The sequence below is a fragment of the Paenibacillus sp. FSL P4-0081 genome, from assembly GCF_000758565.1.
In the GTDB taxonomy this organism is placed as follows: domain Bacteria; phylum Bacillota; class Bacilli; order Paenibacillales; family Paenibacillaceae; genus Paenibacillus_AQ; species Paenibacillus_AQ phytohabitans.
This window is the reverse complement of the sequence record NZ_CP009280.1, coordinates 7,372,458-7,389,057: the sequence shown is the minus strand read 5'-3', so window position 1 is coordinate 7,389,057 and position 16,600 is coordinate 7,372,458. Positions and strand designations below refer to the sequence as shown.

Sequence of the window (16,600 nt, the reverse complement as noted above, 5' to 3'; positions counted from 1 at the left end):
ACACCGTAAGCGCAAGTCGGGTATGCCACTCGCTATCCAGCTTCCACTGAAGGGAACAGGCGGGCTGTCCCCGCAGATAGAGTCCGGCACGCGGAAGAGAAGGAAGAAGGGATTTCTGCATGAGCTGATTCATAACCGGATTCTTTTTCTGATGCTGCTGCCGGCGCTGCTGTTCTTCCTGGTCAATTCGTATTTCCCGATGGTCGGCGTGTATTATGCGTTCACCCAATTTGATTTCAATTCCGGGTTGTTTGATGCTCCCTTCGTGGGTCTGAAGAACTTCGAGTTTCTCTGGAAATCGGGTACGCTGATCAAGCTGACGCTCAATACCATCGGCTACAATCTGGCCTTCATCCTGCTCGGCAACGTACTGGCAATTGTCTGTGCGATCCTGCTTAGTGAGCTGCGCCACAAATGGTTCAAGAAACTGACCCAGTCGATTATGTTCCTGCCGTATTTTGTTTCTTTCGTTATTCTGAGCGTCATCGTCTACAACGTGTTCAATTATGATAGCGGTTTCTTGAACACCTTGCTGGCCCGGTTCGGAGCGGGACCTGTGGATGTCTATAATAAGCCGCTGGTCTGGATCTTCCTGATCATCCTGTTCTATCTGTGGAAAAATCTCGGCTACAGCATGGTTATCTACCTGGCGGCCATCACAGGGATCAGCGATGAGTACTATGAAGCGGCCAAAATTGACGGAGCGCATATTTTTCAGCGGATCTGGTATATTACGGTGCCGATGCTGAAGTCTACCTTCGTTGTGCTGCTGCTATTTTCACTCGGAAGCATTATGAAGGGGCAGTTTGACCTCTTTTACCAGCTGATCGGCAACAACGGGGTGCTGTATAACACAACAGATATTCTGGATACGTACGTCTTCCGCTCCCTGAAGGTGACCTTTGATATCGGCATGGCGACGGCGGCGGGTCTGTATCAATCCCTGTTCGGCTTCATCCTGATCATGACGGTGAACTACATGATCCGCAAAATCAATGATGATTACGCGTTGTTCTAGGAGGAGAGAAAGAGCATGCATATTAAAGACGATCACTATACCAGACTGCTGCAGGGGCTGGCGTACACGGTCATTATCATCGGCTCGCTGGCGTGTCTGATCCCGTTTCTGCTGATTATATCCGCCTCGCTGTCCTCCAATGAATCGATTATCAGGGACGGTTACCATCTGATTCCTGCGGAATTCTCACTGGAAGGATACAAGACGGTGTTCACTTTTCCGGATGAGGTACTGCGCGCCTATGGCGTTACTCTGTTCACTACACTTACGGGGACGACGCTGGGGCTGTTCTTCATGACTATGGCTGGTTATGTGCTGGCCCGCAGGGATTTCAAATACCGCAATACGTTCTCGTTCTATATCTATTTCACCACGCTGTTCGGCGGGGGCCTCGTGCCCTGGTACATTTTGATGACCAAATATCTGCATCTGACCGACTCGTATGGAGCCTTGATTCTGCCGGGGCTGATGACGCCGTTCCTGATTATTCTGATGAAGAACTTCATCCGTTCCGCTGTTCCTGAGGAGCTGTTCGAATCTGCCAAGATTGACGGGGCGGGCGATTTCAAAATATACTGGCGGATTGTGCTGCAGCTGTCGATGCCCGGCATTGCCACGGTTGGACTGTTTCTCGCGCTGACGTACTGGAACGACTGGTTCTCGTCTTCCCTGTTCATCAATGACACACACAAGTATCAGCTGCAGTTCCATCTGTACAATGTGATCAACTCGGCTTCGTTTATTGCGAATATGGGAGCGGGAACCGGGGTAAGCCTCGGGGCAGATCTGCCTACAGAGTCTACCAAAATGGCCATGGCCATCGTTGTCACCGGACCTATTCTGTTTCTGTACCCGTTCATCCAGCGCTATTTCGTTAAAGGCCTGACGATCGGCGCGGTAAAAGGTTAGAACCTTGTAGCGGCTCCGCGCTGTTCTTCGCGGCTGCTATTCGGCTAACATAGATATTGTGAGGAGCTGAACCAGGAAGCAGTATTACCAAACAACATTTTTGGGAGGATTCATGATGAGCAAGAATGCACGGAAAAAACCGCTGGCTGTCCTGACAGCCATGCTGGCGGTCTCGCTGCTCGCTGCGGGATGCGGCGGCAGTAACGGCAACAATAAAGAGGCAGCGGGCAGCACGGATAGCGGTAAAAACAACACGGCTGCGGCCACAGAGGGCAGTACCACTGCTACGGCAGAAGCCGGAATTGACACCTCCAAGAAAGTGGAACTGCAGTTCTACATGCTCGGTGATGCGCCGAAGGATCTGCCGGCGATTGAAGCCGAAGTCAACAAGATGGCGGCAGCGGAGCTTAATACAACGGTTAAATTCAACTATACGAGCTGGACGGACTGGGATCAGAAATACAAGCTGCTGCTCTCCTCGGGCCAGGCGATTGACCTGATCTTCACGGCGGACTGGACTCAATATGCTTCCTATGCGAAACGCGGCGCGTTCCTGGCCCTGGATGAGCTGCTGCCTAAGGCCGCGCCGGAGCTGCAGAAATTCGTTCCTGAGTCGATGTGGGAGGATGTTAAGGTAGACGGCAAAATCTATACAGTGCCTGCGACGTACAAAGAATACGTGACCAACGGCTTCGTCTGGCGGGAGGACCTGCGCAAGAAATACAATCTTCCCCAGCCTACGGATCTGGCCAGCTATGAGGCTTACATGGACGGAATCCGCCAGAATGAACCGGATATGATGCCGGCTTCCCTGAACAGCGATATCGGCAATAACCTCCATTACATTTATACCGAGCTGAATAAGATGGTCGGTGCGCTGCCATATGGGATGGGCGTGAAATATGAATCCCCTACTGAAGTGTACTCGTACTGGGGCTCCGATGAGCAAAAAGAAGAGCTGAAGGTCATGAAGCGCTGGCAGGAAAAAGGCTTCATTCCCAAGAATGTGCTGAATATCAAGGATACGATGCAGGACCCGATTACTTCCGGCAAGGCGGCGAGCATGTTCGGGGATAATCCGACGCGCTTTAATGATATGGTCATGAAGATTAGCACCACACATCCCGAATGGGAGCTGGGGTATTATCCGTTCGGCAAGACGACGGGGTATGCCACTCCGGTGCATCCGGTTCATAATGGTTTTGCGATTCCGAAGAGCAGCAAGAATCCGGAGCGGGCGCTCGCATTCTATGAAAAGCTGGTCCTGGACAAACGCTACAACCAGCTGACCGAATATGGGATTGAAGGCAAGAACTATACTGTGGAAGACGGCTATTACAAGCTGCTGGGAACAAGCCAGACCAACGGCTTCACCCGGGAGGGCATGAACGGCTGGGCATGGAGAAATCCGGAGTATATGCTGTTCGACAAGGGTTTTGACGGGGTGAAGGCAATCTTCGATGAACTCGACAAGATTCAGAAGCCCGATCTGTTCCTCGGCTTTGCAGAGGACTATTCTTCCTATCAGGCAGAGAAAGCGGCGCTGGAGCAGGTCGAGAAGCAATATCTGTTCCCGCTGGAGGCGGGACTGGTGGAGGATATCGACAAGGGGCTGGAGACCTTCATGCAGAAGGCCAAGCAGGCCGGACTCGAGAAGATCCAGGCGGAGTGGACGAAGCAGTGGAATGCTTATACTGCGGAGAAAGGTATTAAGTAGAGGAGGGCCCCGGAAGCCGCATGGCTTTTGGGGCTTTTTTATGGGCAGGTGGTAGGAGGGGGCAGGTGCAACGGAGGCGCATTGGGTGGACGCTCCGAAAACGAAATGATGTTCCGATCGCTGTTGTATCCGGATTTTATTTATTTTACCTTAGCGGTGAAAATCCGTATACAAAGGCGACCGCTGCCGCTTCTCCACATTCATTCCGTCTTCTCCGCTGTTTAAGCGGTAGCTAGACCTGCATACAGCACTCGAAGAGCAAAAGAAAGCCACGTCAGATATCCGCTTCCGTGGTAGGGGAGGAGAGCAGAAAAGCCAGTCTCCGTGTATATGGAGACTGGCCAAAGCGGAGGAGCTTCTCCGCGTAGCTAGAGGCGGGCTTGGCGTTCCGCCAAAGCGAGGGAGCACCAAGCAAAGCGTGAGAACATCCAGCAAAGCGTGAAAACATCCGCCAAAGTGGAAGGGGCATCTCCGTAGAGTTAGAGACGGCTTGGTGTTCCACCAAAGCGAGGGAAAACCAAGCAAAGCGTGAGAACATCCAGCAAAGCGGAGGGGGTATCTCCGAGTAGTTAGAGACTGGCTTGGTGTTCCGCCAAAGCGAGGGAACACCCACCAAAGCGAGGGAATATCTAGCAAAATGGAGGGAGCACCTCCGTAGAGTTAAAGACTGGCTTGGTGTTCCACCAAAGCGTGGGAATAACTAGCAAAGCGGGTGAGTTCTCTGTGTACTGGGGACTAATCTTGCACAAAATACAACATTTCTGCTCAATATGCGCTAGCTAAGCGGGGATTGTTGTATGAAATGCAACATTTTTCCTCATTCTAGCGGCTAATCGCGAGGATTGTTGTATTTCCTACAACAATCCTTATAAATGCCCTGTATTGTTGGCTTAGTGTTGTAATACGTACAACATTTAGCTTGTCACGACCAATTTCAATGGGAACCGGGCGGGAACAGGAATAGGAACTGGAGTTAGATTGTGACTTGAGCTGGAGCTGGAGCTGGAGCGAGCTGGGACCGGAAAATGAAACTGGCACTTGAGCTGGAACTGAGACTTGAGGTGGAACAGGAACTAGAGCTGGAGTTGGATTGGAACTTGAGCTGTAACTTGAACTGGAATTGGAACTGGAACTAGAATTGGAACCAGCTACAGCAGAACAGCCGGAAATGCCAGCATAGCCGACACTCCCAGAACATTAATGTGTCAACAATTAAGCATTCTTCGAACGCCGGTAATCCGTAGGCGTCGTACCGAAGCTGCGTTTGAACATCCGGTGCAGATAAGAGCTGCTGGTGAAGCCGCAGCGCTCGGCAATGCTCGTTACCGGCAGGTCGGTGTTCTCCAGCAAGGCGCATACCTCGTGCATCCGCACCTCCAGAATGACATCGACGATACTGTTCATGGTCTGCTGCTTGTAAAGGCGGCTGATATAGATCGGCGACATATCCAGCTCATCAGCAATCTGATTGAGACTTAGGTTCGGCTTCATGTAATTTTCGCTGATCTTGCTATTAATCTGGCAGATCAGATCATGCTGCTTGGAGTTCTTCTTCTCGTCCAGCTGTTCGCGCAATGCAGTGAAGAGAGCGGAGAAGGCTTCCTCCAGCTCGTCAATGGTCTCAATGGAATCCAGGCAAGGCAGCCCGCTGATTGCGTCGTTTTGTAAACGGTTACGTTTCTGGACAGTATTCACGATCTCCCTGACCGTCACGCTGAGTCTGGATACCGTTAACTGCACCGTCTGAAAGGGAAAGGCTTCGGTCTCCCGGATAATGCTGCTGAACTGCCCGGCAGCGTCCTCCAGTTTACCGCTCAGTAGCGCATCGGTGAGCTTCTTCTCCTTATCGGTAGGATAATGATACGTACTGGACTCAAGAGCGCATATGTCCTGGGCGTTAATGATACAGCCATGTCCGTAGAACAGTCGGTGATTCGACGCTTCCCGGACCTGCTTGTAGAGCTGGTGCAGCTGGCCCGCGTTATGGTCAATATGACTGTAGGTGAGGGTAAGGCTTAGCTTCAGATAGTCGGAGCAGGCCTGCTGGATCTGCCGGAGCAGCGTCTCGATCAGCCCGGTATCCGTATACTCCACGGGATCGATAATGTTCAGCAGCACAAGGATGCCGTCATCGTTCATATCCACAGTCTCGACCCGGTACGTCTGGCCGCAAATTTCCGAAGCGATATTCATAATGGCAAACTTGGAGGCCAGCAGGTAGGAAGAGCGGGCTTCCCTGAACTCTTTGTAGTGATCAATCCGCAGCAGGATCAGGCGGAAATCATCATTGAAGGTGAAGTGAATCCCGAGCTGGCGCAGCTTCTCTACCTGCTGAATAGACTGCAACGGCTTGAGGCCGAGAATGAGATCGCGCAGTGTATTTTGCCGGATCATGAACATGCTGTCTCGTTTCTCCGTTTCAAGAATGTTCATCTCGCTGACAATCCGGTCAATTGGCAGATACAGGCTTCTGGACATGATCCAGGAGAGGCCGATGCCGGCCACCAGAACAAGGGCTGCAATAAGCAGGGTGGTGTTGCGGATAGTATTCGTATGCTCAGTAATGTTGTCGTAGGGTGTAATCCGCACATACTGCCAGCTTAAGTCATCCGGTGCAGTATAAGAAATCAGCGAGTTCACGCCACCGAAGGGCCCGATGAAATAACCCGCCTCCTGGCCTTTGATCCGCTGTTCAATCCATCCGGCTTCCTCCGGGGAGAGCTCCTGCTGCTTCAGGCTGTTGCCGGACAGAAAAGCCCCCTGATCGTCCAGAATGTAAGTGGCGCTGGCAGAATTATTAGGACTGGTGATTTCCTTATTGATCCAGGGGGCAGAGATGTTAACGATTACCGCAGAGTTGATAGCCCGGTCCCAGCCGATGGCATCCAGACACAAAAAAGTATAAGCACGAACCTGGTCATTCTCCCGCGCACCATTGGAATACACTCTGGGAATCGGTGTGAAGGCCTTGTAATCCTGATAATGGCCCAGGATATCCAGAATAGGGGTGTCTACCAGCTCTTGCTCAGTAAATACACCGTTCTGCCCGTGGGAAGAGGCAATATACAGCTGTCCGCTTTTGGGATTATAGACATATATGGACTCAATATAAGGCATGGAGCTTAAGTAATTGCCCAGCTCGGACATGGCTGCCGTGACATCATAGATATCAGGCTTGTCGTAGAAAACAATTTTGGAGATCGTACTGTTGCGGTAAATTTGAAAAGAAAGCGATTGCGCAGCATCGGTCATGTTAACGACTTCCCTGCTGGTCTGCGTGAGGTTGCCGAGGTCGGACTGGAAGGCCTGCTTTTTTTCCACACCGATATAGTAATTATAATAGATGATGGTGGAGACAAGAAAAGTTAAGGAGACGCAAAGCGTAATACTGACTAATAACCTGCTGTACAATGCTCTTCGATTGCCGAGTTTGTGCAGTCCCATAAACAGCCCCCTGATTCACTGTGTACTCTGGCGATACCGGCCTGATCTATATTGTTCATAGTACAATTATAAGCTGCATACCATGAACGGGACAGTAGAGCAAGGTTACAACAGTGAACAGGATGGAGAATCGGGCAGTGAACAAATGCAAGATTTGTGTACAAAAGCTACCATAGTGCAGTTTTAACGATACGGTATATCCCGGTAAAGCGGGGGTACAGCCGGAGCTGGTTCAGTAATCTGCATCAGCAGCGGGGTTACCTTGAAGCCGTTGACCGGGGCCAGATCCTGCGAGCAGGAGGAGAGGGCGACGATCACGTCAGTCAGTGCTAGGAGCGCGACATAATCGCCGGGCCGGGAGAGTGGCTCTTCAATGACATAGTCAAGATTCTCATCCAGCGCATTGTTCATGAACCAGTTGATCGGATCGGGCAGCTCTTTGTGACCCAGCTGATATTTATGCAGCGCCTTCTGTAGATTGTCATGGCAGTTCGGATGCTCCTCCAGCCCGAAGTCGATTTTGTAGCGGTAATAGTCGCATGCCGGAAAAAAGAAATCATGTTTCCCCACCGTATCCTTCGTCAGCTGCATAAGCGGTCTGCGGCGGTTGCTGTAGAGGCCGTCGCCGGGCTTGAGCCGGATACTGCTGAGCGAGGATCTCATGTGTACGGGGGAGACATGCTCGTCAGGGTCTTCGGCATTGAAGCAGACGAAATCGCCCACCTGCTTGCCCTCGGTATCGATGATGTAGAGCGTCTGGCCTTGGCGGACCCGCGCGCTTCTTCCCTCGTAAGCCGGTACCGGGATTTCTTCAATTACCTTGTCTGTGGTCACGGTACAATCACCTGCCTCATCTGTTTATTCTATGAATACCGCGACGGCACGGATAGGGGAGCCGGTGCCTCGGCGGATCCGGAGCGGAAGTCCGAAATACAGGAAACGCTTCTGGGCGATCAGATGCAGATTGCAGAGATTCTCGGTATTGGTCATCCGGTACTCACGGCAGATCAGGTGGCCGGAAAATAGCGGGTCCAGCGGGTTATCAATAGAAGGCGCATCAATGCCGATGTTAATGATCCCCTGCTTCGCCAGCCATCCGGCCGCTTCATAATCCAGGCCAGTATAGCGGGTCAGCCATTCTTCAGTGCCGTAGGCACGGTTATAATGTCCAGTGTACAGCAGGACGATATCGCCTTTATCCAGATGGAGATGGTCTTTGCGCAGCGCCTGTTCCAGATCAGGCCGGGTAATGTAGGCGTCCGGTGAAATATGGGAGAGGTCCAGGCAGACAGCCGGTCCGTAAAAATACTCCAGCGGCATCTCATCAATCGTCGGCCCGTGCGGATCATATTCGTAAATCGCATCGCTGTGGGTCGGACCATGCTCGTTAATCAGCAGGTTGTTCGTGGCAAACTCGAAGCCGAGCTTGTTCTTACTCTCTTCATGACTCATATTGGGGAAGATCATCGTCTTCTGATGCGGCGGAAAAACCGGCATTCCCTGATAGATTTCCTGTGAGAGATCAATTACCTGAATACCCATGTAGCGTACTCCTTTCATTTAAAATACGGGCTCAGGCGAGCGGCGGCAGCACGGTGAAGGCATCGGCGTCGATCAGGCCGATGTCGGTGATTTTCCAGGCCGGGCTGGTGACCAGCGACAGGAAGGAGAGATGCATGAACGGGACATGCAGCGTACAGCCCAGCTCCTCGCGGGCCAGCCGGTGCAGCTCGGTAATTCTTGCGCTCATCTCTTTGCCGGTCAGCTCATCGGTCATCAATCCGCCGATGCGCAGCGGCAGATCGCCGACCACCTTGCCCCCTTCGATCATGGCGATGCCGCCGTCCATCGCGATGACCCGGTTGACCGCAGTCACCATATCGGCGTAATTGGTGCCGGTGACGATAATATTATGGGTGTCATGCGCCACGCTTTCGGCGATGGCACCGGCCTTCAGTTTCATGCCGCGGACGAAGGTTTTGCCGATCTTGCCGCTGCGGCCATGCCGTTCTACGACGAGCAAGGGCAGCAGATCCTCTTCTACAGAGGGTTGCACAACGCCATCCTTCACGGCAGCGGTGAAGATGCCGGAGCCGGTCAGATTCTGGTCGGGGATGACCCCGATGGCGCGGACCCGGACGGTTCCTTGAGCGCCTTCGGCGGAAAGGTATAGATCTTCCGGCTTAACCGGTTTGCGCTTCACAGACTTTTTAACGGAGTCCGGATAGATATAGGAGGGGATCTCGCGGGTCAGCTCGCCATCACTGGCAACCTTGGCTCCGCTGATATAGACTTCGGCAATGGTCATGTTCGTCAGGTCGCTGATGACGGCGATATCGGCCTTCTTGCCTGGAGCCAGCACGCCGATATCCTGGAAGCCGAAATGGGTAGCCGGATTAATTGTGGCCATCTGAATTGCCTCAACCGGATCAATGCCGACGGCGATCGTCCGGCGGATGATATCATTCATATGGCCGTGCTTTAGCAGATCCTCCGGCACCATATCGTCGGAGACCAGGATGGCCCGCCGGGAATCCATACCCTCCTCAGTGATTGCCCGGATGCACTCCGCCATATTGCGCTGCGAGGAGCCTTCGCGCATGAATACACTGACCCCATAGCGCAGCTTCTCCATCATTTCTTCCTTGGTCGTTGTCTCATGGCAGGAGACATGGCCTCCGCCGCAGATGATGTGGGCAGCCAGCTCCTGGCCGGACAGGCCGGGGGCGTTGCCCTCAATGCTTTTGCCGATAGCCTTGGCATAGGACACTGAAGCGAGCAGATCATCGATCAGGTAAGGGGCGTTTCGGTATACGGGATGGACGTTGCTGAAGCCCTGCAGCTCGCCGATTCCCTGAACATGGTCGTCATTCAGCAGTTCCTGCATATCTTTGGAGCCGATATCTGCGCCTGCGGTCTCAAGACCGGGCACATCGGGTGTAAGGCAAGGTACGGTGAACAGCACGCGGTTAGGCAGGGTCTTCGCTTCTTCAATCATCGCCTTCATTCCGGGAACGCCCAGCACATTGCCAATCTCATGGGGATCAGCCACCAGCGTGGTTGTTCCGGTTGGAATCGACAGCTTGGAGAACTCCGTAACCGTCAGCATCGCACTTTCAAAATGCATATGTGAATCGATAAAGCCCGGACTGATGAATTTACCGCGCATATCCTCGACTACTGTGGACGGCCCGATCAGTTTATCAGCCTCGCCCACAAGCAGAATCCGGTCACCTTTAATAGCTACATCCCCAGGGTAAATCTCACGGGTGATTACATTGATAATATAGCCGCCCTTCAGCACCAGGTCGGCATGGAGCTGGCCGGAGAGCAGCACATCAATCATCCGCCGGCGCTGAATCGCATCTTTGATATCGGTCGTTAGCATAATCTACAAGCCTCCTGCTCTGGGACAATCCACACTATCCACGATTCCGACAATTGCGGCATCTATAGGAGCATTCGGATGCGTCGACGCCCGTGAAGCTACGCTGCCCACTGCATAGATAATGGTCTCTCCGATGCCTGCCCCTACAGTATCAACCGCAATAAGCGGCTGTCCCGCAGGGGTGTTATCGGGAAGAATGGGCTGTACGATCAGCAGCTTGGCACCGACGAGATTCTCATCTTTGCGTGTAGCTACGACGTGTCCTGTAATGATTCCCAGCTTCATGTGATTGTCACCTCTTCTATTCAAATCCTACATGGATAATCTCAATTCCGTATTGCCGGGCCGTGTCCCGGGCCAGCGGGGTAATGACTGCCGGGCCGTTCAGAGTAATGGAGGTTCTGCCCAGCTTGAGGACTGCGATGATATCCTCCTCTGTCAGCACCTGCTTCCTCGGCGGTTCATTACTGGAAGACAGCCAGCTTCCTAGACCGCTGGGCGCCAGGAGCCTGATCCCGTAGCCGGATATTGCGGTCACCATGCTGCGCATTTTCTCTTTCAGCAGCGGACTGGCCTGAGATAAACCCTGCTCGCTCCAGCGGTAATGTTCCGGCTCTGCTCCGAGAGTAAGAGCGCCCACCGGCTTGCCGGCACATAGGTTCTCGACAATCAGCCTCACGAAGGGATGCCCGGTATCCAGCTGAACGAGCCGGGACAGGAGCGACAGCGATAGTACAGGAATCAACAAGGCGTCAGCATCGGCAGGAGAGAGTTTATGGGCCTGCCCGGGGGGGATAAGGTCATCTACTCCGGTTTGTCGTGCAAGTTCTCCGGCGCTATTTGTCCCGAGCAGCTGATCTTCCGCCCATACGCGCAGCCTGAAGTTACATGTGCTTAAGCCCCGCACCGCAGCGTAACCATCCTCCATGCCGATAAAATGGCCGGCCAGCAGCACCAGCACCCGGGGATATTCCTCATTCAGCGCTGCCGTTCTGGACCGGTAAGACAATCCCAGCAGGGCATTCTCCGCAACTGTGCTATGCCGGCTGTCCATAGGAGTGCTTATTCAATGCCTTTGGACAGCAGTGCGCGTTCCACTTCACTGTGCGGACGGGGAATGACATGAACGGACACCAGTTCACCGACCCGTTTGGCAGCGGCAGCTCCCGCATCCGTAGCGGCTTTTACGGCGCCTACGTCCCCGCGTACCATAACCGTGACCAGACCAAAGCCGATTTTTTCATATCCGCAGATTTCCACGTTTGCTGCCTTCACCATGGCATCCGCTGCTTCAATTGCGCCTACCAGACCTTTAGTTTCGATCAATCCGAGTGATTCTCCCATTATAGAAAACCTCCAATAATTTAGTTGTAGTTCAAAAATGCCTGCTGGAAACGAGATACGTAGTAAGGGGATAAGACAGATAGACAGGCGGACGGACAGACGAACAGACGAACAGATAGATAGACTGATAGTTAGATAGGTAGATAGGTGGACAGATAGACAGACAGACAGGCAGGCAGGCAGGCAGATAGACAGATAGATAGATAGGTAGATAGGTAGATTGTTAGTGCTTATTCAATTTCTGGCAGATCCGGGGCCGAGGTACTGGCTGTTCCGGTTTGGTCGGTTTGATCAGCTTCAGCAAGTATGGCAGGTGCGGCAGATTTGGCTCCGTCCGATGTAGTTCCGGCGTCTGTCGTCTTGAAGTCTGCCGACAGGCCCGGCAGGAATCTGGACAGTATTTTGTGGTTCACATCTTCGTGGGCCTTGGCGATGACATGGGCGGAAATGACTGTACCTATCCGCTGGGCTTCGGCTTTGCCTGCATCTACCGCCGCGCCGACCGCAGCAACATCACCGCTTAAGTGAATGGTTACACCGAGTGAACCGCCGACGCCGATAACCTTCTCAACGGCAATCAGCTGCACATCCGCCGCTTTCAGGGCCGCATCTGCGGCGGAGACGGCGGTGGTATATCCGAGAGTCTCAATCAATCCGAGTGCCTGCATCACCGGCACCTCCTTTGTTATTGATGGGCTTAGTCTTTAGGACTGCTTGGGCGACAGGGCGGGATTCCTTGTTTTATCAGAGTTGCTACTGGTCTGCAAAGCGTGTTAACCCAGGCAGCACACTTGCCAGCTGAGCGGAGGTTCCGCTGATTATGCAGTAGCTGCGTTCGGCGCGGAGGCTAAGGCCTGCATCCGGGCAGCCGCCGAGCAGCTGTTCCGCGAGGCCGATGCTGCTCCAGCGCGAGGCGGCATCGATTACGGCAATGGCCTCCTGTTGGCCTGCAGCCAGATGCCGCCGCAGCAGCGGGCCGGGCTGCAGGCTCGTGTATACCCGGACCCGGCGGGCGGAATCCCGCTGCAGGATGCCGGTGAGCTCCGTCAGCAAGCGGTCCAGCTTGGCGGAATCGTTGCTGAACAGCCGTAGCTCAAAGCTCCCGCCGCTGGCGCCCCACTGGATATCTGCTTCCAGAGCAGGATCACTGCCCAGCAGTTCTTCTGCGGCGAACAGCTGGCCCGGATGGCAGACAGGAACGCTTAGTATGCCTGCTGAGCTGCAGCTGCGGCCAGCAGTGCCTAGCACGCCGCGAAGCCTGCTGCTGATTACAGGGAACAGCCAGGCATCCATAGTTCCATCCCGGATGAGGGGGAAGGGAGTGTCCGGTGAAGCGGTGTTCCGGGAGTATGTTATTCCAGCTGAATCCTTGATCTGGGTAGCGCCAGCCCCGGGGATACCGGGCCGGCAGGGAATATCTCCGGCTGAATTCTTGCCCGAATGCTGAGCACCGACTGGAATAGAAGCCTGCCCACTCCCGGAAGATTGCCAGCCCCCGGAAGAATGCACGCTCCCGGTAGGAAGGGTGCGCAAGAGCAGAGGGGACAGATACCGTTCGGCAAAGCTCCGATGATCCCCAGGCACATTGACTGCCTGGGATCGTCCGGTAGCTGTGGATGCTGCCGGCAGTTCCTGAGGAAGATGTCTGTTGCTGAGTTGTGCAGCGTTATCCGGCAACCGGACTGGAGTAGGGAATGCACCGGGCAGGCCAAGTAATGCGAGCCTCTTCCCGGCCTGCTCCCGCTGGTAATTGACCCGCTTGATCCCGCCCGGCGGTTGCGGACAATCCCGGGGACTGCTGCAAGTGTCCGGGCAGTCCGCCTGCTTGCCTGCTGAACAGGAAGGGCCGGCGGAAACAGAAGCCGGAGCAGAAGAAGCAGAAGCAGCAGCAGCAGTCGCACCCGGAGCCGGAGCAGAAGAAGCAACAGGAGCAGCAGAAGCAGCAGGAGTAGCCGTAGCAGAAGAAACAGAAGCCGGAGCGGGAGCAAAGACAGAAGCAAGCGCCGGAGCTGGAATAGGAACGGTAACGGGTGAAGTAACGGTAACAAGTGGAGCAACGGTAACAGGTGAAACAACGGATATGAGAGCAGGAGCAGCAGGGTGATTTCGCTCCAAAACCTCGGCAACAATGCTCTTCATGAAATTGGACAAGGGAAATCACCTCCTAAACTAAGTATGAATGCGCCCGTATAGGTTTCCTTCAGACAATTTTTCAGACAACTTGGGATCGTGTTGTTCACACGCAGAGAAGTGCTGCCAAACGGAAAAACGTCCACTAATCATAGGAAGAGTCCTATATAGCGTGCAGTACAAGCTAAACTTTAAAGACACTAACGAAAATCCTGCACGAAATACAACATTCCCCTCGTGAAATGGTAGCCTAATCCGGAATTGTTGTATAAAAGGCAACATTCCTCCCGTATTCAAGCTGCTAAGCGGGAAATTGTTGTATTTCATACAACAATCCTTACAATTTCCCAAGTATCGGGGTGTCTAAGTTGTAAAACGTACAACTTTTAGGCCTGTACTTACAGATGTGCTTACAGTAGTACTCACAGTACTTACAGACGTACTTACAGTAGCGGCTAGAAGGTAGTACTCACAGATGTACTTGCAGTAGTACTCACAGTCCTCACAGATGTACTCACAGTAGTACTCACAGATGTACTTACAGATGTACTCACAGTAGTACTCACAGATGTACTTACAGTAGCGGCTAGGAGGTAGCACTTACAGACGTACTCACAGTAGCTGCTAGGAGATAGTACTCACAGATGTACTTAAGTTACTCGTTTCGCTGCCGGGCAGCGGGCCGGAGAGTAACGAGTTAGTCCTCGGGTAGAGTGCCACACGTGTTGTGTATAGCCAGCGCATATTCATGGCTATTTACATGCAGCCGCAGAAACGTTTCTTGCACTCCCTGCTACCCGCCCTTTATAATCAAAGCTTGCTCCGGTCACCGCTGATTTGCAGCCTGTTAGCTATAGTCTTAGGTGCATGCATGTAGTTCTATAGTTCAATCAATCTACAGCAGCATCCGCGCCAGATCCGGGTGCGGCCGGGGAATGACGTTGGAGGAAATCAGCTGTCCCCCCGTCCGGGGGTAAGCGGCGATACCGGCTTCCACGGCTGCCTGAACTGCGGCGACATCGCCTTCGACGATAACCGTTATAAGTCCGGAGCCGACGCGCTTGAAGTCGACCAGCTTCACATTTGCTGCTTTGCACATCGCATCCAGTGCTTCAAGGGCCGGGGTTAGTCCCCGGGTCTCGATCAATCCGATCGCTTGCATGATCCACCTCCTGTTAAGCTAAATTGTGTCTCGATGATCCGGCTTCTTCGTCTATAAATAACTGGCCAGTTCAATTTCCTCCTGGCCGGGGATAGAGGTCCGCCGGTAATGCTCCGCTTCAGCCAGCGGGAAGGTGGCGTCGATGCCCATTTTGGCGGTGACGCCACGCAGGTTGTGCGAGGGCTCGAGCGGCGAACCCTTCGCTCCAGTGACGATGAAGGTGTCCAGATCAGCCTGGACACGGGTGGCGATGGCCCACTCCACATCCAGCGGGTCCAGCAGGTTAACGTCCTCATCGACAACGACTACATGCTTGAGATCTTTGTCGCCAGCGAAGGCGGCTAGAAGGGCGGTTTTGCCGTCGCCTTCCTGCACCTTCCGGATGCGGATGACCGCATGATAACGCCCGACGCCGCCCATGCTGATGTGAACATCTTTGACACCGGGGACGACCTGGCGGACGGAGCCCAGCAGGGCAATCTCACGTGCAATCGCCATCGGCAGCTTCTCCTCATAGCTGGCCGGGAGAATGGTCTGCCAGACCGGATTGTTCCGGTAGGTGACAGCGGAGAATTCCACGACCGGCTGCTCGGTGCGCGGGCCGTAGTAACCGCCGAGTTCGCCGAACGGACCTTCCGGTTCGCGGACCCGGGGGAGAATCCGGCCCTCGAATACAACCTCGGCCTCGGCCAGTACTTCAAGATCGATCGTCTTGCAGCGGACTACTGCAAGCGGCTGGCCGAGCAGGGCAGAGGCGACCTCCAGCTTATCGGCATGGAACAGGTGGGTGCTGACCTGGGAAGCCAGCACGACTGCCGGGACGATGCCGAACATGAATGCCGCCTCCATCGGCTCACCGCGTTCCTCGAATTCCCTGTACTGCTGGAATAATTCAGGGGAGGAGATCAGGATGCTGGTCCGGTTGCCGTCCAGCAGCTGCATCCGCCGGATGGAGGTGTAGCGCTTCTGCCCGTCCGCGCCTTTGACGACCATCACCCCGGAGACATAATAAGCTCCGCTGTCCAAGGCGTTATAGGTGCAGACCGGGAACAGCTCCCGCAGGTTAATCCGGCTCGTAATCACGTTGTCCTGCACCGGAGCCTGATCACAGCTTCTCGTAGGCAGCGGATGAACAACGGCCTCGATCAGCCGTGGCAGCAAGTCTTCCGGCTGCATGCCCATACTCCCGGCGAGCAGCTCTTTGGAGCCGCCAAGACCGGCTGCCATCGGGACGGAGTAACCTTTTACCTTCTGGAAGACCATGGGCTGCCTGCCCTTCACGGCCTTAATCACGGCCCCTAGCTCAAACTTGGGGTCCACCTCCTTGCGGACCTTCAGCAGCCGGCCGCTGCGTTCCCAGTGCTCCAGCAATTGCCGTATATTCATGAATGCCATCCGGGCTGCACCTCCTTCACTCATTAATTGTTGAACTGTACACCGTTGTAAGCTTCAGCGTGCCTTGACTCGCGCACCTTCCAAAAAGGGAAT

The 16,600-nt window shown here is 54.0% G+C and carries 14 protein-coding genes; 3 read left to right on the top strand and 11 right to left on the bottom strand.

The annotated features are described in order from the left end of the window. Positions 1 to 151 precede the first annotated feature (151 nt). The 3 genes from P40081_RS31300 (at position 152) to P40081_RS31290 (ending at position 3,644) form a co-directional block, all read left to right on the top strand. Entirely contained in the window at positions 152 to 1,018 is an 867-nt protein-coding gene (locus tag P40081_RS31300) for an ABC transporter permease (protein WP_425415555.1), read from the top strand. Between the two features lie 15 nt (positions 1,019 to 1,033). Beyond that, complete coding sequence (locus P40081_RS31295; RefSeq protein WP_042139971.1) at positions 1,034 to 1,927, top strand: carbohydrate ABC transporter permease; 894 nt, start codon at positions 1,034 to 1,036, stop codon at positions 1,925 to 1,927. A gap of 160 nt (positions 1,928 to 2,087) precedes the next feature. Further along, positions 2,088 to 3,644 (top strand): extracellular solute-binding protein, encoded by a 1,557-nt coding sequence (locus P40081_RS31290; RefSeq protein ID WP_442950239.1) that lies wholly within the window; start codon positions 2,088 to 2,090, stop codon positions 3,642 to 3,644. A 1,212-nt stretch (positions 3,645 to 4,856) separates the two neighbouring features. Here the strand turns inward: P40081_RS31290 and P40081_RS31285 are convergent. From P40081_RS31285 to P40081_RS31230, 11 genes are all read right to left on the bottom strand, one after another. Beyond that, positions 4,857 to 7,088: an AraC family transcriptional regulator gene (locus tag P40081_RS31285; RefSeq protein WP_042139969.1), complete on the bottom strand. Its 2,232-nt coding sequence runs from the start codon at positions 7,086 to 7,088 to the stop codon at positions 4,857 to 4,859. A gap of 183 nt (positions 7,089 to 7,271) precedes the next feature. Then, on the bottom strand, positions 7,272 to 7,922 hold the full coding sequence (locus P40081_RS31280; protein ID WP_042139968.1) for a DUF1989 domain-containing protein: 651 nt from the start codon (positions 7,920 to 7,922) through the stop codon (positions 7,272 to 7,274). A 24-nt stretch (positions 7,923 to 7,946) separates the two neighbouring features. Further along, positions 7,947 to 8,630, bottom strand: a complete 684-nt coding sequence (locus tag P40081_RS31275; RefSeq protein WP_039307263.1) for a cyclase family protein — start codon at positions 8,628 to 8,630, stop codon at positions 7,947 to 7,949. Positions 8,631 to 8,661: 31 nt separating this feature from the next. After that, positions 8,662 to 10,476 (bottom strand): adenine deaminase, encoded by a 1,815-nt coding sequence (gene ade, locus P40081_RS31270; protein ID WP_042139967.1) that lies wholly within the window; start codon positions 10,474 to 10,476, stop codon positions 8,662 to 8,664. Between the two features lie 3 nt (positions 10,477 to 10,479). Continuing rightward, entirely contained in the window at positions 10,480 to 10,761 is a 282-nt protein-coding gene (locus P40081_RS31265) for a EutN/CcmL family microcompartment protein (protein ID WP_039307265.1), read from the bottom strand. 16 nt (positions 10,762 to 10,777) lie between these two features. Beyond that, positions 10,778 to 11,530, bottom strand: a complete 753-nt coding sequence (locus P40081_RS31260) for a hypothetical protein (RefSeq protein WP_042139966.1) — start codon at positions 11,528 to 11,530, stop codon at positions 10,778 to 10,780. 8 nt (positions 11,531 to 11,538) lie between these two features. After that, complete coding sequence (locus P40081_RS31255; RefSeq protein WP_019908484.1) at positions 11,539 to 11,820, bottom strand: BMC domain-containing protein; 282 nt, start codon at positions 11,818 to 11,820, stop codon at positions 11,539 to 11,541. Positions 11,821 to 12,050: 230 nt separating this feature from the next. Further along, on the bottom strand, positions 12,051 to 12,488 hold the full coding sequence (locus tag P40081_RS40205; RefSeq protein WP_081970283.1) for a BMC domain-containing protein: 438 nt from the start codon (positions 12,486 to 12,488) through the stop codon (positions 12,051 to 12,053). 85 nt (positions 12,489 to 12,573) lie between these two features. Then, positions 12,574 to 13,971, bottom strand: a complete 1,398-nt coding sequence (locus P40081_RS38860) for a hypothetical protein (RefSeq protein WP_156118739.1) — start codon at positions 13,969 to 13,971, stop codon at positions 12,574 to 12,576. An 874-nt stretch (positions 13,972 to 14,845) separates the two neighbouring features. Next, complete coding sequence (locus P40081_RS31235; protein ID WP_042139963.1) at positions 14,846 to 15,112, bottom strand: BMC domain-containing protein; 267 nt, start codon at positions 15,110 to 15,112, stop codon at positions 14,846 to 14,848. A gap of 51 nt (positions 15,113 to 15,163) precedes the next feature. Further along, positions 15,164 to 16,507: a UbiD family decarboxylase gene (locus P40081_RS31230; RefSeq protein WP_042139962.1), complete on the bottom strand. Its 1,344-nt coding sequence runs from the start codon at positions 16,505 to 16,507 to the stop codon at positions 15,164 to 15,166. Between the last annotated feature and the right edge of the window lie 93 nt (positions 16,508 to 16,600).